The organism is Chryseobacterium sp. FR048 (genome assembly GCF_056844665.1).
Genome location: NZ_JBXDSE010000019.1, coordinates 1 through 25,818 on the forward strand (window position 1 = coordinate 1; position 25,818 = coordinate 25,818).

At 37.0% G+C, this 25,818-nt stretch carries 20 protein-coding genes; 9 read left to right on the top strand and 11 right to left on the bottom strand.

The annotated features are described in order from the left end of the window. The 3 genes from AC106K_RS27770 to AC106K_RS27780 all read left to right on the top strand — a co-directional run. Positions 1 to 1,057: hypothetical protein (locus tag AC106K_RS27770; RefSeq protein ID WP_482448873.1), on the top strand; the 1,057-nt coding region annotated here is incomplete at its 5' end. 11 nt (positions 1,058 to 1,068) lie between these two features. Beyond that, the gene (locus AC106K_RS27775) at positions 1,069 to 1,641 is read left to right on the top strand and encodes a DUF6705 family protein (RefSeq protein ID WP_482448875.1); all 573 of its coding nucleotides are present in this window, start codon (positions 1,069 to 1,071) and stop codon (positions 1,639 to 1,641) included. A gap of 14 nt (positions 1,642 to 1,655) precedes the next feature. Further along, positions 1,656 to 2,213, top strand: a complete 558-nt coding sequence (locus AC106K_RS27780) for a hypothetical protein (protein WP_482448876.1) — start codon at positions 1,656 to 1,658, stop codon at positions 2,211 to 2,213. A 36-nt stretch (positions 2,214 to 2,249) separates the two neighbouring features. Here AC106K_RS27780 and AC106K_RS27785 read toward each other — a convergent pair whose 3' ends face one another. The 6 genes from AC106K_RS27785 to DarG form a co-directional block, all read right to left on the bottom strand. Further along, complete coding sequence (locus tag AC106K_RS27785; RefSeq protein WP_482448877.1) at positions 2,250 to 3,407, bottom strand: beta-ketoacyl synthase N-terminal-like domain-containing protein; 1,158 nt, start codon at positions 3,405 to 3,407, stop codon at positions 2,250 to 2,252. Continuing rightward, complete coding sequence (locus AC106K_RS27790) at positions 3,404 to 3,832, bottom strand: acyl-CoA thioesterase (RefSeq protein WP_482448878.1); 429 nt, start codon at positions 3,830 to 3,832, stop codon at positions 3,404 to 3,406. Before AC106K_RS27790 ends, AC106K_RS27785 begins: the two co-directional genes overlap by 4 nt. A 75-nt stretch (positions 3,833 to 3,907) precedes the next feature. Continuing rightward, complete coding sequence (locus tag AC106K_RS27795) at positions 3,908 to 5,176, bottom strand: ABC transporter permease (protein ID WP_482448879.1); 1,269 nt, start codon at positions 5,174 to 5,176, stop codon at positions 3,908 to 3,910. Next, the gene (locus tag AC106K_RS27800) at positions 5,163 to 5,921 is read right to left on the bottom strand and encodes an ABC transporter ATP-binding protein (protein ID WP_482448880.1); all 759 of its coding nucleotides are present in this window, start codon (positions 5,919 to 5,921) and stop codon (positions 5,163 to 5,165) included. The genes AC106K_RS27795 and AC106K_RS27800 overlap by 14 nt, the downstream gene beginning before the upstream one ends. Before the next feature lies 1 nt (position 5,922). Next, a complete protein-coding gene (gene darH / locus AC106K_RS27805) occupies positions 5,923 to 6,918 on the bottom strand; it encodes a BtrH-related acyltransferase DarH (RefSeq protein WP_482448881.1) in 996 nt (331 codons plus the stop codon). A gap of 59 nt (positions 6,919 to 6,977) precedes the next feature. Further along, entirely contained in the window at positions 6,978 to 7,382 is a 405-nt protein-coding gene (gene DarG / locus AC106K_RS27810) for a flexirubin biosynthesis protein DarG (protein WP_482448882.1), read from the bottom strand. A 439-nt stretch (positions 7,383 to 7,821) separates the two neighbouring features. Between DarG and AC106K_RS27815 the strand changes: the two genes are divergently transcribed. Then, positions 7,822 to 10,734: a M16 family metallopeptidase gene (locus tag AC106K_RS27815; RefSeq protein ID WP_482448883.1), complete on the top strand. Its 2,913-nt coding sequence runs from the start codon at positions 7,822 to 7,824 to the stop codon at positions 10,732 to 10,734. Positions 10,735 to 11,135: 401 nt separating this feature from the next. Here the strand turns inward: AC106K_RS27815 and AC106K_RS27820 are convergent, their stop codons facing one another. The 5 genes from AC106K_RS27820 to AC106K_RS27840 are packed head-to-tail and all read right to left on the bottom strand — an operon-like array spanning position 11,136 to position 17,768. Beyond that, complete coding sequence (locus AC106K_RS27820) at positions 11,136 to 11,579, bottom strand: ApeP family dehydratase (protein WP_047097092.1); 444 nt, start codon at positions 11,577 to 11,579, stop codon at positions 11,136 to 11,138. A gap of 6 nt (positions 11,580 to 11,585) precedes the next feature. Then, positions 11,586 to 12,017 carry a hotdog family protein gene (locus tag AC106K_RS27825; protein ID WP_482448884.1) on the bottom strand — a complete coding sequence of 144 codons (432 nt, stop codon included), beginning with the start codon at positions 12,015 to 12,017 and terminating at the stop codon, positions 11,586 to 11,588. Next, positions 12,017 to 13,156: a dialkylresorcinol biosynthesis protein DarB gene (darB, locus tag AC106K_RS27830; RefSeq protein ID WP_482448885.1), complete on the bottom strand. Its 1,140-nt coding sequence runs from the start codon at positions 13,154 to 13,156 to the stop codon at positions 12,017 to 12,019. The genes AC106K_RS27825 and darB overlap by 1 nt, the downstream gene beginning before the upstream one ends. 1 nt (position 13,157) lies before the next feature. Continuing rightward, positions 13,158 to 14,072, bottom strand: a complete 915-nt coding sequence (locus AC106K_RS27835; protein ID WP_482448886.1) for a dialkylresorcinol condensing enzyme DarA — start codon at positions 14,070 to 14,072, stop codon at positions 13,158 to 13,160. A gap of 42 nt (positions 14,073 to 14,114) precedes the next feature. Then, complete coding sequence (locus tag AC106K_RS27840; RefSeq protein WP_482448887.1) at positions 14,115 to 17,768, bottom strand: MMPL family transporter; 3,654 nt, start codon at positions 17,766 to 17,768, stop codon at positions 14,115 to 14,117. 467 nt (positions 17,769 to 18,235) lie between these two features. Between AC106K_RS27840 and AC106K_RS27845 the strand changes: the two genes are divergently transcribed. The 5 genes from AC106K_RS27845 (at position 18,236) to AC106K_RS27865 (ending at position 25,805) form a co-directional block, all read left to right on the top strand. After that, positions 18,236 to 19,261, top strand: a complete 1,026-nt coding sequence (locus tag AC106K_RS27845; protein WP_482448888.1) for a hypothetical protein — start codon at positions 18,236 to 18,238, stop codon at positions 19,259 to 19,261. Positions 19,262 to 19,625: 364 nt separating this feature from the next. Continuing rightward, entirely contained in the window at positions 19,626 to 20,663 is a 1,038-nt protein-coding gene (locus tag AC106K_RS27850; protein ID WP_185288783.1) for an EpsG family protein, read from the top strand. A gap of 357 nt (positions 20,664 to 21,020) precedes the next feature. Next, complete coding sequence (topA, locus tag AC106K_RS27855) at positions 21,021 to 23,582, top strand: type I DNA topoisomerase (protein ID WP_482448889.1); 2,562 nt, start codon at positions 21,021 to 21,023, stop codon at positions 23,580 to 23,582. A gap of 147 nt (positions 23,583 to 23,729) precedes the next feature. Next, complete coding sequence (locus AC106K_RS27860; RefSeq protein ID WP_482448890.1) at positions 23,730 to 24,800, top strand: formimidoylglutamase; 1,071 nt, start codon at positions 23,730 to 23,732, stop codon at positions 24,798 to 24,800. Positions 24,801 to 24,803: 3 nt separating this feature from the next. Then, complete coding sequence (locus tag AC106K_RS27865; protein ID WP_482448891.1) at positions 24,804 to 25,805, top strand: glycosyltransferase family 2 protein; 1,002 nt, start codon at positions 24,804 to 24,806, stop codon at positions 25,803 to 25,805. Positions 25,806 to 25,818: the final 13 nt, after the last annotated feature.

Below are 25,818 nucleotides of genomic sequence, written 5' to 3' on the forward strand. Positions count from 1 at the left end.
CATTATGATGGATCATCATACCTTTGGGAATGAAGTTTTTACCAATATCCCGACTGATCTGTTTGCAGGCCATAAAGAAGGAGAAAACAACAGGTTGATCTACAAAGGTGATCACGGAGACTTTACCAATACCGTGGAGTATAATGCCGAAGGTAAGATATTAGTGATTTACAACACAACCTGCACTACATCGTGGCATTGCAAAAATGATAAGCCGATTGGGTATTGTGACGGATGCAGCAAATGTAAAACAACAGCATGTGGTACTACTATCACTACTATATTTATTGACGGGAACAGCGATTTTCCTACCTGGGACGGAAGTGGTAGCGAAGGTGGTGGCGATGGCAGTAGTGGAGGGACTACAGCACCACCAAAAGATCCCTGTGGACTTGCTTCAGTTTTCTACAGACCTGCTCCGGGCTGTGGTGGAGGTGGAACATTGCCTGGAATTGACGATCCTTGCCAGAAAACAAAAAAACTGATAAATAATACTAAAACCAAACCGGCAATAGATTCATTAAAAACAAAATCTACAAAGGGAGGAGAGAATGGCTATAAAATCAAAGCGGACGGTACCCCATCAGATGTGATACATGGAGCAGAACATAGTGTAAATTTTGGAGATAAGACAGGGTACGCCGGGGGATATCATAATCACACCCCAACAGGAATACCAATGCTATCACCACCAGATATAGATCAATTGCTCCAGTTCGCATTAGCTCAAGGAAATTATGGAACTCCAAGTAATGCCTATATTGGTATGGTGGCTCCTAATGGCATGCATTATGTTATTTGGTTTAATGGAAATTATAATGATGCATTGGTAACTTTTTCACAAGAGCAATTAGATGAGTTTGTAATAAATTTTCAAACTAGAAATTATTTATATAATTCTTCTAGTAGTGCCGAGGGACTTGAAAAACTACTTTTTAAAACACTGAAAGATATGAATATAGAAGGAAAAGTAAATCTACAAAGAATAGAACCTGATGGAACGATAAGTACAATAACTAAAAACAGTGATGGCACAATAACAGCTACACCGTGTTAAAAACAAAGAATATGAAAAAAATATTATTATTAATTATTATCATTATTGCTACTTTTTGCAAAGCGCAACAAGAATATCCTTTAAGGACTGATTATACAGAAATTCCTAATTATTCCTATTTAAAAGATACTAATAATGAACTAAGCTCTTTTGTTGGTGCTTACGAAGCTACTTATCAGGATAAGAAAATAACTTTATTCATCAACAAACTTACTCATAAATTTTTTGATAATAGTCAATACAAACATTATAAAGATGTACTATCTGTAAGATATATTATTAAAAATTCTTCAGGACATATAGTTCAAGATACTCAGGGTATGAATTTACCGGAGCAGCAATTAAGACATGCCATATATAGTATGTGGGTTGAAGATAATGGGAATAAGCTTCTATTGTATTATGGAGGTACTAATTGTGGTGTTGGATGGGGAAGTATAATATTAAAAAAACTTAATGACACTCAAATATCATGGGAATATCGGCCTAATGATATTATTCTTGATGATAGCAGGTGTCCTCCAGGAACGGATATAAAAATTTATCTTCCTGAGACAAAGGGTCTAATATTCACAAAACAATAGTGAAATATAGATTGATGATATTAGGAATATTTGTTGTGCTTTGTTGCAAAGCTCAACAGACATTTCCACTTCGGACTGCTGTGGATAATGTACCTAATCTCTCATATTTAAAAGATACAAATAATGAATTGCAAGCCTTTATTGGGCAATATTCATCATCTTACAATGGAAAACAAATTACATTGTATATTACTAAAGAAAGTGATAAATATTTCGATTTGGGAGATAAAAAAATATATCGAGATGTCTTATCTATAAGATACGTTGTAAAAAATTCTATAGGAAATATTTTACAAGATACTAAGAATATGAATTTTCAAACAAATCAATATACTCATACAATTTATAGCCAATGGGTTGTAAATAGTGGAACTAAGACAATATTTAATTATAGAGGGACAAATTGCAATGTTGGCTGGGGGAAAATAATTCTAAAAAAGATAAATTCTACACAGCTTTCATGGGAATATCGGCCTAATGATATTATTCTTGATGATAGCAGATGCCCTCCGGGAACGGATATAAAAATTTATTTGCCTGAGACAAAGGGTCTAATATTTACCAAACAATAAAAATAAGAGACTGTCTTCTAAAGGCAGTCTCTATTGTTATATAATATTTGTTTTTTCCAGCACTATTGCCGCATTACACCCACCAAAGCCTGAAGCTGTCTTCAAAATATATCTGATGGAGGCAGACTGATTTTCTTTAATAATATTCAAAGGTTGGGAAACACCCATTTCCTCGAAGTTTTTAGAAGGAATTAAAGTTCCCTGGAGTGCACTTTCCATAGAAATAATACTTTCCAGAAGTCCGGAAGCGCCTAGGCAATGTCCGTAATAACCTTTCATACTGTTTAGAGGAACGTTTTGCAGTTTCATTCTGTTGAAAGCAATGGCTTCCATCTCGTCATTATAAAGAGTAGCCGTTCCGTGGGCAGAAATAAAATCGATCTGTTCCGAAGAAACTCCGGCTTCATTCATCGCATTGCGGATGCTGCCATATAAACCGTCTCCGGTTCTGGAAGGACCTGAAATATGGTTGGCATCATTGATGGCTGAATCACCCAGTATTTTGAATCTGAATTTTTCATTTTCAGAGGGAGCAGACGTGATATACACTGCTGCTGCCGCTTCACCAATATTGATTCCGTTCCTGTTTTTATCATAAGGTTTGCACGGACCTGATCCTATAGCCTGAAATGAATTGAACCCTGAAATAACAAATTCAGAGAGTTCATCACCGGCAATGACAAAAGCATCGGTATATTTTCCCGCCTGGATCATGTTTTTGGCAACAGCAATGGCCATAACTCCGGAAACGCAGGCATTGGAAACAACGATAGGTTTTGTTTTGAATTCGAAAAGATCTGCAATTTTATCGGCTAATTTTGAGAGGTAAACCCCTTCAGGTAATTCCGTCTGATTTTTTAATAAGCTGATATTTCCTTTGGTTGTAGATAGAATGAGAGCAGTATGTTCAGTAATGCGATGTCTTTCTATCAAAGGTTTTATGCTGAGAATAAGCATTTTTTCCAGCCTTGTGAATTTCAGACTGTCATGCTGAGCCGTATTGAAAGTTGTGCTGAATTCTTTGTCTAAGTCTTCAGAATTGATCATAGAAGCATAAAAAGCATCCTGATTGTCTATTATCTGATGTAAATCAACTCCTGATTTCCCTTCGATAAGGGCATTCCAGTTAGCATCAACATTGAAGCCAAGCGGAGTGACGCAGTTGTAATCTGTGATATAAATTTCCTTCTTCATGATAATCCCATTTTATTTTTCCAGGCTTGAAAAAATTCCGGATTGTAGAGGCATAAGCTTCCGTTGCTGTCCAGAAATACCTGAATGGTTTCTCCGCTGCATACCAGCTGATCTTCTTTGTTGAAAAGTTCATACTTATAGATCAGTTTGGCTGATACAGAGTTTACAAAAGTCGTTACAATCCTGAATGTTTCTCCATATTTTAAAGGAAGAAAATGTTCGCAGGTACTTTTTACGATGGGCGTCACATATCCTGCGTTCTGAATGTCAAGATAAGTCAGGCCATGCTGGCGTCCGAAAGCTTCTCTTCCGTCTTCAAAGTATACGATATAATGACCATGCCAGACAATACCCAATGGATCTGTCTCGTTGAATCGTACCCTTACTTCTTCCGTACAGGTTAATATATTTTCTTTAGACTGCATGTTGTTTTCTTCGGTGATGATTATTTGTTTTAACGGTCTTCAGGAAAATCCTGATATTCTGGTCCTAAAAATAAATTAAATATTGTGGAGCTTTCTCTCGTAAAAAATAGAAATAGAAACCGTGGCAATATAAAATAAAAATAAGAATACAAGTTCTTTGGCAATACCTCCGATTCCGCTGTTTCTTAAAATAATATCGTAATAAGCATTCAGTCCCCAGTTCATAGGTGAGAATTTGGCTACGGTCTGCATGAATTCAGGCATTAAAAATACCGGAACCCAGATTCCTCCGATTGCTGCAAGAACCACTACGGATGTAGCACCAAATGGAGCCGACTGTTCCTGAGTATCTGCAATGGTTCCCAATAGAACTCCAAATCCAATAGCCGCCAATCCTGAGAACAAAGTTACGGTGACAAGCTGAACCATTTTTCCGGATACATCAAATGCCGGAAGATCCATATAAGGGAAAAGATAGATCCCTACTGCAACCATCAGCAAAAACTGAATGATACAGATGATAAGATAGGTAAATGTTTTTCCTAAAATATGGACAAAATAGGGAGTAGGGCTGATCCTCGCTCTTACACTTGTTCCCTGACTTTTTTCTTTTACCAGATTGATGGATAATGGCACTACGATGAAAAAGATCGCAAAAAGAGTCCATGCCGGAACGTTATGCTGAACAGAATTCGGCATTACATCCATTTCTCCTTTCTTTGGAGTGATCTCTTTGAAGCTGATCAGGTTTTTGTTTTCATCAAGCTTTTCCGTGGTTCCCAACTGATCCTGAAATGCTTTGTAGATCTTTTTATTTTCAATCTCAAAAACCATTTTGTTCACAGAATTCATCACAGAATTTTTGAATCCTGCATTGGTAGCAGGGTCAAAGTATAAGTGAATTTCCTTGGCTTTTGGTGCTTCGGTTTTCGTTTGGGCAGAATCACCTTCCAATCCGAATGAGCTCACAATAGTCTGAACCTTTGAGTCAATATTGGAATTCAAATCCTTGGTTAGATTTTCAGGAATGACGATGGCCATCTGATAATCACCGGAAAATACGGCATCCTGCGCTGATTTTTCGGTGTAATTGGTCAGAAGCTGGAAGGTCTTGCTGTTTTCCAGTTCTCCTTTTATATTTTTTGAAACTTCAGATTTGTCGTTGTCAATGAAAATGATTGGGATTTTTGACCCTTCAAGGTTTTTAAAGGTAGAATCCTGGATCAGGGTAATGGTCACAATTAAAAGTAACGGCATTACGAAGATGATCACAATTCCTCCAATATCTCTCTTCAGCAGAAGAATTTCTTTAATAAAGCTTCGCCACAGTTTATACAACAACATCTCTTAATTCTTTTCCGGTTAATGAAATGAAAACATCTTCAAGGTTTTCCGCATGGGCAATCTGTGAAACAAGTTCTTCGGGAGTTCCTACAGCATGAATTCTTCCTTTGTCTATAATGGCGATTTTGGTACAGAATTCCTCGGCTTCAGAAAGGTGGTGGGAAGTATAAATGATACACGTTCCGGCTTTGTTCAGCTCCAGTAAGAAATCGATGATTACTTTTTTAGACTGAACGTCAACACCTACTGTGGGCTCATCCAGAAATAAAACTTTCGGATTGTGAAGGGTTCCGGCGATAAGGTTGCAACGACGCTTCATCCCTCCGGAAAACTGACCTACCTGCTTATTGGCAAACTTAGAAAGTCCCATGATCTCCAGAGAGTCATCAATAGCTTTTGTAAGCTGCTTATGCTTTAAACCATAAAGACTTCCGAAAAACATAAGGTTTTCCTTAGCCGTAAGAGTAGGGTAAAGGGCATATTCCTGGGGAACAATTCCCATAATCTGTCTGATTTTAAACTGATCTTTCTGTGGAGACAGCCCATTGATGGTAAATTGTCCTGAGGTAGGTTTTATTAATCCCGAAAGCATGGAAATCAAAGTGGTTTTCCCTGCTCCGTTGGGGCCAAGAATTCCGTAGATCTCATTCTTGTCGATATTCAATGAAATATCGTTTACAGAAAACTCGTCAGAATTTTTGTATTTTTTATAAAGATTTTTGATCTCAATCATATTCTCTGCCATATCAGATCGCTTTTCTCAGTTTTTTATAGAAAGCTTCTTCCAGATCTGCAATGTGCAGCATCGTCTTCGAAAGTTCGTTGTAGATATTACTCTTGGAATTTCTGTTTTTATAAACACGGGCAATATCCACCGCAAAATCTCTCCAAAGATCACCGATAGAGGTAATTTCTTTTGACAGTTCTTTTAGCTCGTCATTTTTAAGAATCACAGAAGCTTCCTGAAGAAAGGCACCATAGATAAATCTGAAACCACCACCGCCGGTTCCGATTTCTTCCTGCATTCTGATCAATTGTCCCAGGTAGTGATTCGTAACTTTTGTACCCTTCTTTTCTGCCCATTTCGGAATACTTCTCGCTACCCATCTCATTGCTTTTACTCCAATAAGCGGTACCGGAGCCAGCATATTTTTGCAGGTATCTTTTATTCCTTTTTTGATGGCTTCTTCCAGATGAACATTTTCTGGAATATAGATGGGATAGTACATATGGCCTTTCGGAGGAAGAGCTCCTTTGGCATATCTTACTTTTTCCAGTTCAGCTTCAGTAAGGGAAGTGGTATAATCCATCACCGGATCGCTGATCAGGAATTTTCCGTCTTCTTTACCATATACTACAAGGTTGTGGGCATTGAAGTGGAATTTGTATTCTTCAGGAAAATAGGTAAGGTTGAAAACTCCCACCTGAAGTCCTGTAGGGATATTATGTTCTAAATTTCTTTCAAGAGCCTTTTGAGCATCCTGAGGATTTGAGAATTTTTCTCTTTTGATTTTAATTCCTAATCTTTTGGCTGCTTTGCTGAAAATAGCACCTGGCATCGGACGATAGCTGAAGCCGGGAGCAAAATTCACCTTTAAAAAAGGCAGATAGACAAAAAACAGTCCGGAACCGATCCCGAAGATCATAGGCTCGCTCAGTTTCAGTCCTTTATTAAGCAGTAGATTAGAAGCAACACCGTTTTCGCAATGCGCAGTCTGATGGTGTTCAAAGTTTAATTTCATTAGTTGCTTTATCTTTTTCATGGGTCAAATGAATGCAGCATGTCTGTGCTGTATTTCATTTATTTCCCGTCGAAGTTTTTCAATTCGGCCACTGAAATTCCGAATGCATCGGCATATTTTTTCAGGGCAGTTTCACTTAGTGTTTTAAATATTCCGGGTTTAAAATGTCTTTTTACCCTCCATTGCCACATTCCTACATAAGAAGCCAATACTCCAAGGTCCATTTTATTCAGTTCCATAAAATAAACGATGGGACTTACTTTGTTTTGGGCAACGTTTTGTTTCGCTTCCTCGATTCTTTCATGAATGAGTTCCATAGATTCATCCAAAGCCGCTTTCTTGGCATCCCAGCCTGTGCTGTTTGCCGTCGTATAGTTGTCGTTTTCATCCGTTACATACAACACTTCGGTCATGTTGGCGGATTTCAGATTGCTTTCGTCTTGAGGAAGGTCTTGCTTTTTCATCTAAATAATGTTTAATTTTTTTAGATTCCAGATGAAAAATAGTTCACCTGTTTTGATTCTTTTAATCAGTTGGCTAAAATAGTGAAAATCCATTATATGTAAATGATGGGGCAGAGGAAGAGGCTATTGTTGTGAAAAAGAGGCTGTATCACGGGTTATATTGAAATTTTTAAGACAGGATTTTTATCCTTTTTTCTCCGTTTTTAAAGCCCCGAAAGTATTTGAAAGGCAGACGGACCTATTTTCGACGTATTCATTGAAGTAAAAATAATATCTTCCGATTTCCATTCTCTGTTTAACTAATCTGAGTCTATAGAATCTTAAAGAATACCGCCAATACCTTTTATGAAGACTTATTATATATCCGATGTAACAAGTCTACCTTATTATAAGACTAATGGCGTAAGAAATTTGATATAATAACTAACAAATAACAACTATGAAGAAGTTTTTTATTTCTGTTTCGCTTTTCTGTATGCTGAGCGCAATGGCACAGAAATTCGAGACCCAAAAGCTTACCGATGCTCAGGGATACACGTATGAAACGGTAAAAAATGACCAGGCAGGAGTAAGAGTATATACTCTGAAGAACGGACTGAAGGTGTATCTTGCAAAAAATGAAGATGCTCCGAGAATCCAGACTTATATTCCTGTAAGAACGGGATCGAATAACGACCCTAGTGATAACACAGGATTGGCTCATTATCTAGAGCATATGGTATTCAAAGGAACTTCTCACCTGGGAACTCAGGACTGGGCAAAGGAAAAGGTTCTGCTGCAGCAGATCTCTGATCTCTACGAACAGCACAAAGCGGAAAAAGATCCGGCAAAGAAAAAAGAACTTTACAAAAAGATTGATGAGGTTTCTCAGGAAGCATCCAAATATGCTATCGCCAATGAATATGACAAAGCAATCTCTTCATTAGGAGCTACAGGAACAAATGCTCATACCTGGCTGGATGAAACGGTATATAAAAATAATATCCCATCCAACGAACTTGAAAAATGGCTGAAAGTAGAAAAGGAACGTTTTTCAGAATTGGTATTACGTCTTTTCCACACTGAGCTGGAAGCGGTATATGAAGAGTACAACAGAGCACAGGATAATGACGGACGTCTTGTAAACTACGCTTTGATGGAAGCTCTTTTCCCAAAACACCCGAACGGACAACAGACTACAATCGGTACTTCAGAACATTTGAAAAGCCCTTCAATGGTCGCTATTCACAAATACTTTGATACGTACTATGTGCCTAATAACATGGCTGTAGTGCTGGTGGGAGACCTTGATTTTGACAAAACTATAAAATTAGTTGATCAATATTTTGGAGGTTTCAAATACAAAGAACTTCCGATGAAGAAAATGGTTACGGAAGCTCCAATGACCAGTATTGTTTCCAGAACTGTAAAAAGCCCTTCTACGCCAAGAATGACTATGGCATGGAGAACGGATTCTTATGGAACTCAGGAAGCAAGGTTAGCAGACGTAGTTGCTGGAATCCTTAGTAACAGAGGGGATGCTGGGTTAATTGACCTTAATATTAATCAGAAGCAAAAAACGCTTGGAGCAGGAGCTTATGAATCACCATTCAAAATGTACGGTTCATTTGCTTTGGTAGTAACTCCGAAAGAAGGACAAAGCTTTGATGAAGCTAAAAAATTATTATTAGATCAGCTGGATCTTGTGAAAAAAGGACAGTTCCCGGACTGGATGCTGAAAGCGATCGTAAATGATAAGAAAGTACAGCGTATGAAAGAGTGGGAAACCGCTGATGGTCTTGCTACTGAATTGTATGGAGCTTATATCAACGGAAGAACATGGGAACAGGAGCTGGATGATCTTAACCAGTACGAGAAGATCACGAAGGCTGAAGTTGTAAAGTTTGCCAATGATTTCTTTAAAGATAACTACGTAGTGGTATATAAAGAAAAAGGAGTGAATGATAAGCTGGTACGTGTGGAAAACCCGGGGATTACTCCGATCAAGCTGAACAGAGAAGCTCAGTCACCTTTCCTTAAAGATATTCTGAACACAAAGGTTGCAGAGATCAAACCAGAGTTTATTGATTATAAAGCGGCTATTCAGACTTCACAGGTAAAAGACAAGACGGTAAGTTTTGTGAAAAATAAATACAACGAAATTGCTCAGGTAAGTTATATTTTCCCATTCGGAACAGATAATGATAAAGAGCTTTCTGTTGCGGGAACTGTTTTTGAATATCTTGGAACGGATAAATATACTCCTGAACAACTGAAAGAGGAGTTTTATAAACTTGGAATCAGCTATAACGTAAGAACATCTAACGATCAGATGGTGATCTCTCTAAGCGGTCTTGAAAGCAACATGAAGAAAGGAGTGGAGCTTATGAACCACTGGATGACGAATGTAAAAGCAGATAAGGCTATCTACGGACAGACTGTAAAAACAATTCTGGAGTCCAGAGCATCCGCTAAGAGAGACAAAGTGAGAATTATGTCAGCACTTTCAAGCTATGCCAAGTATGGTAAAAATTCAAGAATGACGGATATTGTTTCCAAAGAGCGTCTTGAAAGCATTGATGTTACAGAGCTGATGAAGAAAGTAAAAACTCTGAATCAATATCCTTATCAGGTATTCCTTTACGGACAGGATCAGGCAGGTTTAGAAAAAGCTGTAAAACCTTATATTTCCAATACAAGCCTTCAGCCTGCAAAAGCTAAGGAATATGCAGAGCCGGCTACAACAGGTAAAGTATATTTCACAAACTATGATATGGTACAGATGGAGATGGCTAAAGTGGCAAAAGGAAGTAACGTAAATCTGAACAACTTCGGAAAAGCAAACGTTTTCAACGAATATTTCGGAAGAGGTTTGTCTTCTATCGTTTTCCAGGAGATCAGAGAAAGTAAGTCACTGGCGTATACAGCGTATGTTTCTTATGCTAATGCTTCGGAAAAAGGACATGCGAACTATATCACCAACTATATCGGAACACAGTCTAATAAGCTTCCTCTGGCAGTTAATGCAATGAATGAGCTTATGGTAGCACTTCCGCAGATCCCTGCACAATTTGAAAATGCTAAAGGTTCTTCATTGAAGCAGATTGCGTCCAACAGAATCAACAGAACGAATATTTTCTTCAATCAACTGGCTCTGAAAAAATTAGGGGTTGACTATGATATAAGAAAAAATATTTATTCTGAAATTCAAGGGTTGACATTGCCGCAACTGACAGGATTCTACAATACGGAAGTGAAGCCTGTACAATACAATACAGCCATCATTGGTAAGAAAGAAAACCTGAATATGGAATCGATCAACAAAATGGGAGAATTCCAGGAAGTGTCTCTTGAAGAGATCTTCGGATACTAATCTTTTAGTTCAGATCATACATAAAGTGGAGCAGCAATGTTCCACTTTTTTATTGGTTTAAACACTTTTTCTCTGATGGTAAGTGTTTCACGGATTTGAAGAATGTTTCACGTGAAATAATTCATTAATGAATGAAGTTTTATGCTTGTTATTGTGTTGATTATCAATTTATTTTGAGCTTTTTTTACCAATGCGAAGCAAATAAAATTATTGTTTTTCATAGCTGCTTTGCTGTATGTTAATTCAATAGGGGTGGGCTTTAGCCCACTTAAAAATTAACAAAAAATCCATTGGCTTTAGCCTAACCCTATTTTTAACCCAGATGTTTCAAAGGGGCCATAGAAACAAAAAAGCTGCACAATAATGTACAGCTTTTGTATTGTATTTTGAATTAATTCATCTTACGATTTCACCTCCTGAATAAACAGATTGATTTCAGCTCTGATCAGCAATTCATCATTATTAAAGGTCTCGCAGAAGATGTGGCATATATTTTCAAACTGGGAAATCAGTGATGCTTTTGAAATGATCTTGTCATTCACTTTAGGAAGGGCAAACACCTCAATTTTCTTGATATTGGTAATGAAGCCTATCACCTTGGTATCCGCTTCCGGATTTTCGAAGAAACTTTGTCCCAGAATAGAAGAGCAGGTCTGAGCCAGATTTTCAATAAGGCCGGCCTCCACAAATTCATTGTTGTGAACAAAGATATTATCCTCTTTTATTTCGAAGGAAGTCACTACTTTTTCCTTGGTCAGTTCCAGGATATAATCTGCCATGAGCATCGGCTCACGATGAGGTAAAAAGTTGTGTATATTGATGATATTTTCTTCCCTGATTTCCATTAAAAGTTATTTTACAGCAGTTTTCATTTGAGATGTTGCGATCACTTCACCATTCAGCCTTGTAACGATGTCTACCAGCGTTACTCCCATTACTTCATTAAGGATCGTTACCTCCGATTGTAGCCGATCTCCTGTTTTTGGCAGTATCTCAGCTTCAAAAGATTTGATGGCTCCAATGTATCCCGTAGGAGCATCTTTTCCCAGCAGATAATATTTATATCCGGTATGAAGCGCCACACTTTGCGCCTGGTGCTCAATAAGACCTGATGCCTGAAAAATTCCATCCTGAACAAAAAGATTGTCTTCCTGTATTTCAAAACCTGAAATAAGATGATTTTCAGAATATTCAGACAATTCCTGTACCATTACAAAAGGTGCTCTTTGCGGAATAAGACTTTCTACAAAATCTTTATCAGAGGTTGGCAGTCTGTTTTCCATTAGCATACCGTTAATAAAGCACAAGAATAAGCAAATCTTCCACTTTCAGGAACGCAAAGAAGTACTTTTTCTCCTTTTTTCAGGGTTCCTGAATTCATCAGCTCTTCTAAAGCTACAAAGATGGAACCGGCCCCGATATTTCCGATGTCAGATAAGTTGTAGAACCATTTTTCTGCAGGGAAGTCCATTCCTTTTTTAGCGAACTCGTCTTTCAGGCCTTCTTTGAAGTAACCGGAAGAGATGTGAGCCAGTACATGGTCAATTTTTTCAGGATCTAAATTATGCTTGTCAAAAGAAGATCTTAAACTCTCAGCTCCTTTTACCAGAATATACTTATCCAGGATTTTAGTGTCTTGTTTGATGGCAAAGATCGATTGTTTCAGCCATTCATCAGATGGGTAGTCTGCCCATGATTTAAGGCTTCCGTCTTCCTGCTTGTCACATCCTGCGTACATACACGCTTCGATCTCGTGAGCATAGGAATAGAAATCAATAAACTCTATTTTTAAAGAAGTACTGTTTTCTCTCGGTTTGTTTTGCAGTAAGAAAGAACCTGCTCCGTCAGAAAGCATCCATCTCAGGAATTCTCTTTTGAAGGCGATGATGGGTCTTTCTTCCAATAATTTTAAGTTTTCAGCTTCATGGTTGAATTTATCTGCTGTCATCCATGCAGACATTCTTTCGGAACCTGCACATACTGCACTTTCCTGTACACCGGCTTTTACAGAAAGGAATCCATAGTTAAGGGCGTTCATTCCTGAGTTGCAAAGACCAGTTGCTGTATTGATTTCAATAGATTTACCTATATTCAGTTCTCCGTGAACCATAGAAGCGTGTGACGGCTGTATCTGGTCCGGAGAAGTAGTTCCTACGGATAATAATTTCATATCTTCCTTTTTGAAATTTTCATCAAAAAGTCCTTCGATCGCTTTTGCTGTAAGCTGCGCATTGGTATGCGTAGGGTTTCCTTCTTTATCTAAAGCGTAATATCTTGTAGTAATTTTATTGTTTCTTAAAATAAGTGATTTTGCTTTAGAAGGTGCGTCATTGATAAGCCCAAGATAAGTCTCCATTTCAGCATTCGATACCGGCTCATTGGGTAAATATTTTGAAGCCTTTGTTATAAATACGTCGTACATTCTATTTTAAATTAATTCCTTGTAAATATCGTTTTTGTTTTTGTCTTTTAAACCAAAATATAGGGGTTGTAAGCAGGTGTAATACTAACACGACAGGTGAGATAATCCATATCGCAGCCATCAAATATACCTTAAAGAATTTTATCAGCAATGGACGTTTGTCTTTTTTCTTGATAATCAGATTAGACCATATGGTGAAAATCTTGTTCCCTACCTTTTCTACACGCACCAGAAACGGGCGGATTTCAACAGCTCCGTTGCTCACCAGATCCGGTTGTAAGTTGCTCAGATCATTAGTTTTGAAATGCTTTTTAATGATTTCACCATATTTTACAGAACCGGCGATCTCTTCGTCAGAAACTCCGGCGGCCGGAAGCAGTCCGGATTTTTCTTTCTGTCCTTTGGTCAGCCATCGTACAATGGTCAGAACACTGGTATAGTTGTCATGTCTGTCTACCAGAGCAATATTTCCAACAAGTTTGGCTTTGAGATCTTTTAAATAAACCTTCAGTTTCTCCTGAGAGAGCATCCACATATTTCTCGTTCCGGAAATGGTAATGACAGGAGTATCTTTAAGGATCTGCTCTGCATAGCCGCTCTTAAGGAACGAAATGATCGGGATAGATGGTGTAAGGAACCATACCTGGTATCCAAACAGGATGAGGTCATACTTTTTGTTCAGTATTTCATCTGAAGGCGGGTAGATTTCTTTTGGGATCTGGAGATAGGATTCAGGAAATGTGTTGAAAAAGACATCTCCGGGCCATGGATAAGGAAAATCTTCTTTCAGCTGAATGTTATAATAGGTCACGTCATATTCCTCCTTCTGAGCTTCAAAAGGACGGGTTATATTTCTCACAATGTCTTCAAGTTGTCCGGTTTGTGAATAATATATGACAAGTATATTTTTCTTCATTAGTTTTCTTTAGCGTTTACAAAAATATGTTTTTCATATTTATTATTTAGTTTTAAATACTTTTAGTGATTCAGAACTAAATTCTAATGCATAATTTTCATTCTCAAATACGGCATTCTTTGTATTCACAAAAATGATAGTCTCAGGGAGTATCTTTATATCATTGATCATAAAGTGATCATCTGAAATCAATAGAACATCAATGCTTTTGTTGACCTCCGACCATTCTTTTATATAATGCAGCTTCCTTCTTTTCACCAGATAACTGTGTGCTGCGGTAGCTCTCTTTTCATCATCTTTGATGAACGAGAAAATTCTTCGGCTGGCCTGGTATAAAGTGAGTAAAACATCTTTTTGACCATAATCATCCGCGATATGAAGAATGTTGGCTTCATTGGGGATGTGTTTATTAAGCTCAAAGTATACCGATTTATTGGTATTGAAATCTTTTTTGACTTCCTTCACCACATCACTGTCTTTATATAGAAAACTCAGGAATAATTTTTTCTTAAAATAATTTTCATCCTCAATCTCTTCTCTCAGTTTGGCAAACTCTTCTCTGAAATAAGCATTGATCTTTTTAGTCCTTTCAGAATAATTTTTACCAAAACTCATGTCATCCTTACTAATCCTGTTGCCTACTTTTACCGTAATGCTGCCGTCGTAGATGATGAAATCCCCTTTGGGCAATACTTCAGAATTTCCGTGGATATAGAGAGGAAGTACATCCAGATCAAATTGTTCAGCAAGGTAAAATGCCCCTTTATGGAATCTTTTGACATCATTGGTGTAAGAACGTTCGGCTTCAGGAAAGACGACCAGAGAATACCCCTGTGCAATTTTTTCTTTCAGCTGCTCCATTCCGTTTTCGATTCCCTGTGAGACAGGATAAAAACCAAGTGCTCTTACCAGTTTTCCGAAGACCGGGGATTGATAGACCCAGTCATTGACCAGATAGATAATCTTGTGGGTCGCCATTGCAATAGCCAGCGTATCCAGGAAAGAAGTGTGGTTGGCAATAATGACTGCCGGTTTGCTGAAGTCTTCATTCGTATTTCTGATCACTCTTTTTCTGACAAAAGGGGTTAAATATAATACTGATGTTAAAAACTTAGCGAGAATTAATTTAATAATATCTAATGTTCTCCCTTTGGCGTTTTTAATAAAAATACTTCCGAATGCGGAAAATACCATTCCACCCAATCCATAATACGAAAATGAGAAGATGGCTCTTAAAAGTAATCTTAACGTAATCGGAGAAAGTCCTTTCTTAGCCCGGTTGGTTATAAAGAATCTGAACCAGAACGGATATAGGGTAGAGGTAATGACAATTACGGAGAACATTCCGATCAATGCAACTAAAGCTAATGAATGTAAAGCCGGATGTTTGGCAAAAATCAAAGAACCGATTGAAAGAATAGTGGTAAATACAGCCAGAATAATGGAGATTCTATACGTAGGAAGCTCATTCTTTCCTGTGGTATGCTCTTTCTGCATGGCCTGAGTCAGGAAGATACTGAAGTCATCTCCTACACCAAATACCAAAGTACATACTACCGTACTGAAGATATTCAGTTCCAGTCCCAGGAAATAAAGAATCCCGGCAGTAACCACTCCCGTTAAAACAATCGGGAACATGGTCAGTATGGTAAGCTCAAAGTTTCTGAAGAAAACAATGATGGTTATAATAATAGCCAAAAGTGAATAATTGATCAGAGTACTGAAATCCCTTTTCAGAAGACCCAGGAAGTTTTCATTCATCTGCTGGCGGTCGATGGCAAGAGCATCATGCTTCTTTTCAATATCTTTAATGAAGGCATCTCTTTTATTTTCATCCACTTTTACAACATTCGAAACCGTGTAGAATCCATTTTCATTGCTCATGAATTCTGAGATCTGAAGCGCTTTTACCTTTTCATAGTCTTTAAGTCTTAAAGCAGTATAATTTTTATTTAAAATACCATTGAAATTGTCAAAAGCAGCACTGTTGAACCCAAATTTACTGCCATTCCCCACAAGCTCAGCAATTGTCTGATTCTTTTTATTGGCATCCCAGAAGCGTTTCCATTCGTCAATTTTCTTCTGCTGATCCTTTTCAGAAAGAACAATGTTTCCAATGGAGTTGTAGCTTAGTATTTTTCCTTCTTTCTTTTCTTTTTCAAGGAAGTTGCTCAGCTCAGAGTTTCTGGCCAATGCTTCCTCTTCAGAATTTCCGTAAGAGATGGTATAAATAGATTTTGAAGTAATGTCCGATAGCTTCTGAAGTTTGGCTTCACTGATCTTTAGATCTTTTGGAATATAATTCAGATCGCCAATATCTTCATTGAACCCTACATGCCTGAACCCAAACAGACAGATCAGGATGATAACTGAACAGCCAATAATAAGCGGCTTGTTTTTCTCGTACGGATAAGACCCAATCCTGTCAATAAAGTTGGTATTATGTTTTTCTTCAGAGTTTTTAGGTTTATAAAGCTGGGGCACAATGATCAATGCTGTAATTGACGAGAGAATAACCGTAATAGCGGCAAAAAGACCAAGATCTTTTAAGGCTTCAGAGCGTACAAAAACAAGACACAGAAAGGAAACGGCAGTGGTAGCACTACTTAGGATGATAGGCTGGGTGATCTCCTTGTAAAGTTCTTCAATATTATTATTGTGCTTATAATGCGTTAGAATATGCAGGGCATAATCAATAGTGATTCCGATCAGAATGGCGCCCACACTCAAAGAAATTGCAGAGATTTTATCTTTGATGAAATATAAGATCAGTAAGGCCAGCAATACAGAAAATACCGTTGGAAGAAAAACAATGATGGGTGTAAAAAAGTTCCTGAAATAATAGATCAGAAGGATCAAAAGCACCGTCATAGAAATCACCACCGTATTCTGGATGTCTTTTTTGATCTGCTTGGCATTGGCAACCGCAATCACCGGAGAACCAAAATAGCTGATCTCTGTTTTTCCTTTGAATTGCTTATTGAGCTGATCTTTTATGCTGTTGAGTTGGTCTACAAAAAACTCATTGGCTTTCGTATCGTTGCTTTTGTTTTTCGGATCAATGAAAAGCAAAAGATTTTTCCCGTCTTTGGTTACAATATAGCTGTCTTCCAGTTTGAAGTCTTTGCTGATATTTAAAGCATTTAATTTTTTTATTCCCATGAAGGTAAGCCCCAGAGGATCCTTTTTGATGAATTCTTTGGTGACAAGACTTGTTGGAGATGCCAGTGAAATATAATTGTTCTCTACCTGTTGGGCGATGCTGTCTTTCTGAAGCTTCCGGTCAATCTCCTTATAATCATTTTCATTCAGGAACAAAGGAAGGTTCTGGCTTACGAAATCAAACGTTTCGGAGATTTCATTATCATTTACTTTTCCCTGAACAGAGCCTATGTATTTCTGTAAAGGGTCTATTTTCTGCAAAAAAGTATCTGCCGTTTCAGAGAGCTGGAAGCTGTCTTCATTAGATTTGTTCTCTATAATGACAATGATCTTGTCTGAAAAATTAAGCTGCTTGAGAACCTTTGCTGTAAGATCTGATTTTTCATTTTTGGGAATGATCTGATTAATATCCTCTTCAAAATTGATCTTTGAAGCAAAGAAAACGCATAATGCGGCAATTCCCAGGGCTGTAAATACAGTGAGAATTTTGTTTTTGGAAATCAGATAATATAAAAATATAAAAAAGCGATGCATTACATTTGAATCAAGTCTGCAAATTTAAATTTTTAAGAATTAGTGCAAAAGAGTTAGACGATAAGTTTTAGCTGAAAATCAATAAAATATTCTAGGCAGAAAGAAAAAAAACTCTACTTTTGCAAAAGTTCCCCTTTAACGAAATGTATTTTAAACCACAATTATTATTAAAAAATAAGAATCTGTTTTAGATATGTTGAAAAAAAATGATGAAAAAATAAACGGATTTCTATTTGTGATAGTGTTTCCGCTTCTGTTGCTTGCCATATCTTATTATGGGTTTGAATCTTCCTATACACGGTTGAAAACTTCAGCAAAAATACCAGACCTTCCATTTTTTTCTGTTTATGATTACAGAATGATTCCAGACATCTTCAGTGTGCATCTGAAAGAACTGATGTATCCCCTGATCAATGGGCCTTTTTCTTTGAAGTTTTTCACTTTGTTAAATATTTTTATTTTGCCATATGAAAATTAAACCCACCTTTTATTTTGTATTCTTATTCCCCATATTTTTTCAGACAATGGCTTATTATGGGTATGAGTCATCTTATTATCCCTACAAGACTCAGATAGCTCCCACAGAATGGTATTACAAAGGTATTTATCAGTATCGCTTTCTTTCCCGTGATGCGGTAGATATGATTACGGCATTTCTAAAAAAGATAATGACCTATGACGGTCTGCCTTTGAAAGCTTATATTCAGAAGAAGGGAACCTCATATTACCATGCTTTATTTTTATATAATACATTTTTTGCGGTGTTGGTGTCCTGGATGTTCAACCTGATCTTAAAAAATAAAACTTTTTTTCCTGACTTTGATGTGAAAAAGAGAATGGTTGTTGTTTTGATTATGACCCTGATCTCTGCATTCAGCCAGTATGTTATTGTTCACTATGATAATGCGGCCATATTTTTACTTTTATGCGGGTTTTATTTTTCATTTCAATATTTCCACAGTAATTATGCATTGAAGTGGGCGTTTTTATTAAATCTTATTATCCTTATTTCTACCTTGAATAGGGAAACAAGTTGTCTTAATATTTCCTTTTTAGGAAGTTTGTTACTGTTCAATGCCCCACTCAATAAAGAAAATATATTCAATGCCATAAAGAAACTTTTTGTTCCTGTATGTTCATTTATTTTACCTTATTTAATCCTTCGTCTTATCCTTCCCCAGCAGAAAGGAGATGATTATTATTTCTTTGAATCATTTACGTTATGGAGTAATCTGACGGGGATTAATCAAATTGTAGGCTGGCTGTATGCGCTTGTTTTTATACGGTTTATTTACTTTTTTATTCCAACCGTTGATAATCGGAAATTGGCAAATTATTTTTTAGTACTTTCTTTGCCTTATATTATGATGATCTGTTTGGTAGGAATATTATGGGAAACCCGTTTATTTATCCCGTTATTTTACGGATTGGTAGTTTTAGCTTTTTTTAATTTTAAAACGAAATCAGATCTTTTGGCTGAAAGGACCCTATAAAATGACAAAGTTTTCTTTGAGTTGATAAACTTTTATGGATATTGTAAAATGATTTTAAGAATAAGGACGAGAATAGTATTGGTTTAAGATCATATATTATGTATCATTGGTGTAATAATAGATTTTAATTATAATGAATGGATAGTCATAGATTGTTACTTTTCCGGATGAATCGTTTGTTTGGATTCCCGTTGCAGAAAATGATATTGAAAATGTAAGTAAAATTTTGTCTAATTCAATTTATAGAAATAATAATACCTAAAAAGAGAAAATGCTTCACCCTATATTTTTGTTCCCTTTTGCTATATTGCTAGTCCTTTTATTTAAGGCAGATTCCTTAAAAGATAAGGATACAAAATACATCTTGTATTTTGTTCTTTTTATTCTTCTGGTAGCTGCTGGAGGTCGGGATAATGTAGGGGCAGATTTTCCGGTATATAAGAGTATGTATAATGGTGGGTTTACTCTTTATACCACCTATATGGATATATGGAGGAAGGCCACATTTCAGCCCAATTCTATGGAAATTGAATGGTTGTACGTTCTTATCAACCGGATTTTATATGAGTTAGGCTTTCCTTTTTATGTCCTTACCTTCGTGATGGCAGCCATTTCTTTGACGCTTACCTATAAAATTATGGAGAAGTATTCCTACTATCCTACCTTTAGTATTTTATACTTTTTTATGCCTGTTTACTTCATTGTTACTTGCGGGCACATGAGACAAGGGGTAGGGGGAGCCATTGTTGTGTACAGTATATTTTATATTTTCGAACGGAAGCCTTGGAAATTTCTTTTTTTGATGTTTTTAGCATTGGGATTCCATAAATCTACCATTATTTTCCTTCCTGCTTATTGGCTTGTACGTCTTCCTTTTTCTCTAAAACACTGGTTGGTATTATTAATTATTTCCATAGCATTGGCCCCGTTTCAGGTATACCGTATTTTTGGAGATGCAATGGCTTCTATCACCCCGCAGGATGTAGCCAATGGATATACCGGATATAATACAGATAAATATTATGGAAATGAAATGCAGACAGGATTTTCTGACATCATGAATGTACTTCTTGTTGTTATTTTTTTACTGTATGATAAGGTTGGAGAAAAAAAGGTCTATTATTATGAATATTTTAGAAACTTAACCTTTTTTGGGATATGTCTTTTCTATATTTTAAGGGGGAATCAGATCTTTGCAACAAGATTGCCGGGAGTATATATTGGGATGGGGTTCTCTTTTATAATCCCCGGAATAATGTCAAATGTCTCAGTCAACACAAAAATGATGTTCAAGTCTTTCTTCTTCGCGTTTTTTATCGTTTTCTGTGTCCTTTTTTCCAGGGGAAATGCAAAAAGAGGGAATTTCACGTATGATAAATACAACAATATCCTTTGGAAATAGCTATTAATCTGTTTTCTTGATAAATTAAATCACCTAAAAATAATTATTGGGGGTATGACAGCACCTGTCAGTATCCGTATTTCTGCTTTCATTCAGTTTCAGAGAGTCTGATAGGGTTGCGGTTATCCCCAAATCAGATTAACTGATAATTTTACATCTATGATGGCTGATGAAAAATTCTATATCATTAAATATAGATCACCAGATGATAGGGTAAGGGGCACATTTGTAGGGTATTGTCTTATTTTGTATAGGCTGTTGTGGGAGGTGGTGAATCACTTCAATTGTTAAATTAAACCCGTTTAACAAAAAGTATATAATAAAAAAGCTTTACTTTTGCAAAAATTTTTAGTTAGAATGTCGAAAAATTTAGTAATCGTAGAGTCCCCGGCAAAAGCAAAAACTATTCAGAAATATTTAGGAAAGGATTTTGAAGTGAAATCCAGTTTCGGGCACATCCGGGACCTTCCTAAAAAAGGAATGGGTATAGACCTTGCCACATTCAGTCCTGATTACGAAGTTTCAGCAGATAAAAAGAAATTGGTAACCGAATTAAAGGCTGCAGTAAAGAAAGCAGAAATGGTATGGCTTGCTTCCGATGAGGACCGCGAAGGAGAAGCTATTGCCTGGCATTTGGCAGATGAACTGAAACTGAAGCCGGAAAACAGAAAAAGAATTGTTTTCCATGAAATTACCAAAAATGCCATTCTAAAAGCGATTGAAAATCCAAGAGATATTGATCAGAATCTGGTAAACGCTCAGCAGGCAAGAAGAGTGCTGGACAGAATTGTAGGTTTTGAAATGTCTCCGGTTCTATGGAAAAAAGTAAAACCCGGACTTTCTGCAGGAAGAGTACAATCTGTAGCAGTAAGATTAATCGTTGAAAGAGAAAAAGAGATCCGTGAATTCGTACCGAAAGCAAGTTTTAAGCTTGACGGGATCTTCTTAAATAAAGCAGAGCAGGAAATTGCTGCGAAACTGAAAAAAGATTTCGAAAAAGAAGCCGACGCAGAAAAATTCCTGGAACAGGCAAAAACTACGGAATTCAAAGTTCTGAATGTAGAAACCAAACCTGGTACACGTTCTGCATCAGCGCCTTTTACAACTTCTACATTGCAGCAGGAAGCTTCTTCAAGATTAGGATACAATGTGACCAATACAATGCGTCTGGCACAGAGACTTTATGAAGAAGGATTCATTACCTATATGAGAACAGACTCGGTAAACCTTTCTCAGGAGGCTATTGAAGGAGCTAAAAAGCAAATTATATCAGAATACGGGGCAGAATATTCTTCTCCAAGAAACTATACTACAAAATCTGCATCAGCACAGGAAGCTCACGAAGCGATCCGTCCTACCGATTTCGGAGTGAAAAGCATAGGAGATGCACAGCTGAATAAACTATATCAGCTGATCTACAGAAGAACGCTTGCTTCTCAGATGGCCAATGCAAAAATTGAAAAAACCGTTATTGAAATCGGAAACTCTTCATTACCTCACCATTTTGAAGCACAGGGAGAAGTGATCATTTTTGATGGTTTCCTGAAGGCCTATGGAATTGTGAAGACAGAAGATGATGATGAAGATAACAACGAAAAACTATTGCCAAAGGTAAAAGTAGGTGAAGTGTTGGATTATAAAACCATTACAGCTACCGAAAAATTCACTAGACCGAGTGCAAGATATACCGAAGCTGGATTGGTCAGAAAACTTGAAGAATTAGGGATTGGTAGACCTTCTACTTATGCACCTACCATTCAGACCATTCAGAACAGGGAATATGTAGATAAGCGTGAGATTGAACCGCAGACCCGTGAAGTGATCAAAATGTCTTTGGTAAAAGATAAAATCAAAAAAGTAGTCCTTGACGAAAAATTCGGCGGGGATAAAAATAAATTCATTCCTACAGATATAGGAGAGGTTGTTAATGATTTCCTAACCGATAACTTCAGAGAAATTCTGGATTACGGATTTACCGCAAGAGTAGAAGAGGGATTTGACGAAATTGCTAACGGTGACCAGAAATGGAAGGAAATGATGACGGATTTCTATTCAAAATTCCATCCAAGAATTGAAGATGTAGAAGAAAATGCAGACCGTGCAACAGGAGACCGATTATTAGGGGTTGATCCGAAGACCGGAAAAAATGTTCATGCCAGAATCGGAAGATTTGGGGCAATGATCCAGATCGGTGAGACGGATGATGAAGAAAAACCAATCTTTGCTTCTTTGATGACAGGGCAAAATATTGCAACCATCACTTTTGAAGAAGCTTTGGAACTTTTCAGATTACCTTTTGACCTGAGTGAAGTTGACGGACAGCCGGTTTCTGTAGGAGTAGGTAGATTCGGTCCTTATGTGAAATGGGGAGATACTTATATCAGCATTCCTAAAGGAGAAGATCCGCTTTCTGTAGATCAGAAACGTGCAGAGGAAATTATCAGTGAAAAGAAAATTGCTGATGCTCCGATCGCCACATATAAAGGAGAGCCGGTAACCAAAGGAACAGGAAGATTCGGACCATTCATCAAATACAGAGATATTTTTGTAAACGTTCCGAAGAAATACAATTTTGATAACCTTTCTCAAAGCGACATCAATGAACTGATCGATGCTAAACTGGAAAAAGAAGCCAACCGATACATCCAGCAGTGGGAAAAAGAAAAAATTTCCATTGAAAACGGAAGATGGGGACCATTCATCAAATTTGGAAAAGCGATGTTCAAAATTCCGAAGAAAGCAGATGATACGAAGTATGAAGGAGAAGAGTTGAAAGAAATTTCGCTTGACGAGGTCAAAAAGTGGATTACAGATCAGGATCCTAAAGCCTTTGCCGAAAAGAAAAAGCCTACCGCTAAAAAAACAACCGCAGCAAAGAAAACGACAACAGCAAAGAAACCTGCTGCTAAAAAGAAGTAATCTTAAAACAATAATACAAAGCCGTTAACAACTCCTGTTAACGGCTTTTTTATGAATAAAACCTGTCATGATTTACTCAGTTGTGGCGTTTTTTTGTATGTTTGTTACCTCAAGCAATTAATAAATTATCACATTTCAAATTAAAATATGGATTTCGAAGACTTTATCATTTCACCAAGAAATTTCAAAACAGAAAGCTGGCAGATAGGAAATCGGATTGCAAAAGATATTAAAGAAGACAGCATTGTTCTTTTGTTTGTATCAGACTACAGAGGGTCTGGCGGAGATGCGGAAGTACAGGATTTCACTGCGGTAAGAAAGGAGTTTTATAAGCTTTCACAGATGGATTTTGAAATTCCTGTAGTAGATCTTGGAGACCTGGTGTCAGGAAAATCTGTACAGGATACCCATTATATTTTACAGGAAGTATTATCGGCGTGTCATTATAAAAGAGCGATTCCGGTGATTATCGGAGGTTCCAACGACTTTGCTTTTTCATTGTTTTCTGCGTTGAACTTTCATAAGAAAAGTATCAATTATACTCAGATCAGTAATATAATCTCCCTTCAGCAGGGGGAAACCATTAATGAACATACTTTTTTAAGTAAAATTTTAGGAGCCAAGAGTTTCTCTATTAAAAATTATCATCACCTGGGATACCAGAAACATCTGAATGAAATGGATTCCATAAGGTTGATCAAGGAAGTGGAATTTGATATTATCCGTCTTGCCGAAATGATGAATTCTACAGAAAAGACCGAACCATTCTTTAGGAAAGCAGATCTGGTGACCGTAAATTGTGATGCCATTGAGAGTTTCAGTGAACCTTTTTCTATGAATCCACAGGTAAACGGATTGAACAGAAGAGAAATCTGTGCCTATATGAAAGAGATCGGGCTGAGTGAAAATCTAAAATCCGTAGGAATCTTTAATTACAATATTTATTCGGAAAATCAGCTTAACCATCAGCTTTTAGCACAGATGCTATGGTACCTTATCGAAGGGATCAATATCCAGCAAACCCATCCTAAGGAAAGACATTATGAATTGTTTTATGTTCTGATTGATGACAGACAATATGCATTCAAGCGTGATACTTTCAGTAATTTGTGGTATTTTGGCGACGATGAAAATATAGAAAACTGCATTCCATGTTCCAGGAAGGATTTTGATGAAGCCAAAAAAGGCTGGCTGAATGCACGACTGACGAAATTTTAATGTATGACAAACGTTCCCTCAAAAGTTTCCATCATTGTTCCCGTTTATAATGTCGAAAATTATTTGACAAAATGCCTGGACTCTCTTATCGGGCAGAGTCTTCAGGATATTGAAATTCTTGTGGTGAATGATGGAAGTAAAGACAGATCTGAAGAGATCATCCAGCAATATGCCGGGAAATATCCCGGGAAAATAAAAGCTTTCAGCAAAGAAAACGGAGGTTTAAGTGATGCGCGTAATTTTGGTATTGACCGGGCAACCGGAGATTATATCGGTTTTGTAGACAGTGACGACTATGTGACGGAAGTGATGTTTGAAGAGATGTTCCTGCTGGCCGAAAAGCACGATGCTAAAATGGTGATCTGCAATATTCAGAAAGTAGATGAAAACGGAAAGGTGGTCCAAAAACTAACCCAGCTTCCCAATATGCCGGAAAATATTAATCTTGAAAACCATTTTTCGGTCTTTTCTGATGTCAGTTATTTTGCATGTAATAAATTATTTAAAAAAGAACTTTTTGATCAGAAGAGATTTAAAAAAGGAGTTCATTTTGAAGATATACAGCTTATCCCTCAGCTTTTATTAGAATGTGAAACCATTGCACAGACCCAAAACTACCATTATCAATACTTCGAACGTACCGATTCTATTACCAAAACCCATACGGAGAAAGGGCTTGATATGCTGAAGGCCGTAAAGGATGTGGAGGACGTATTTGCAGATTCGAAATATGCTCATAAAAAAGAGGAACTGAAAAACTTTCAGATTTTTGAAGGAATTTATTCTTTTCTGGCTTATCTGGCGTTTGTGAAAAAAGAAGAATTATTTTACAAAATGTCAGACCAGCTGTCTGTTTTCATGAAAGAAAGAGAAATAAAAATTCAAGATATATTGAACTATAGTCGTTTTGGTAAGAATTATCTTTTATCTTTGCCATTGAAGAAAAAGATTTTTTATCTGTTATTTTTTGCCGGACAGAAAAAACTGATAAGAAAGTTAATATAAACACAAATGTAAG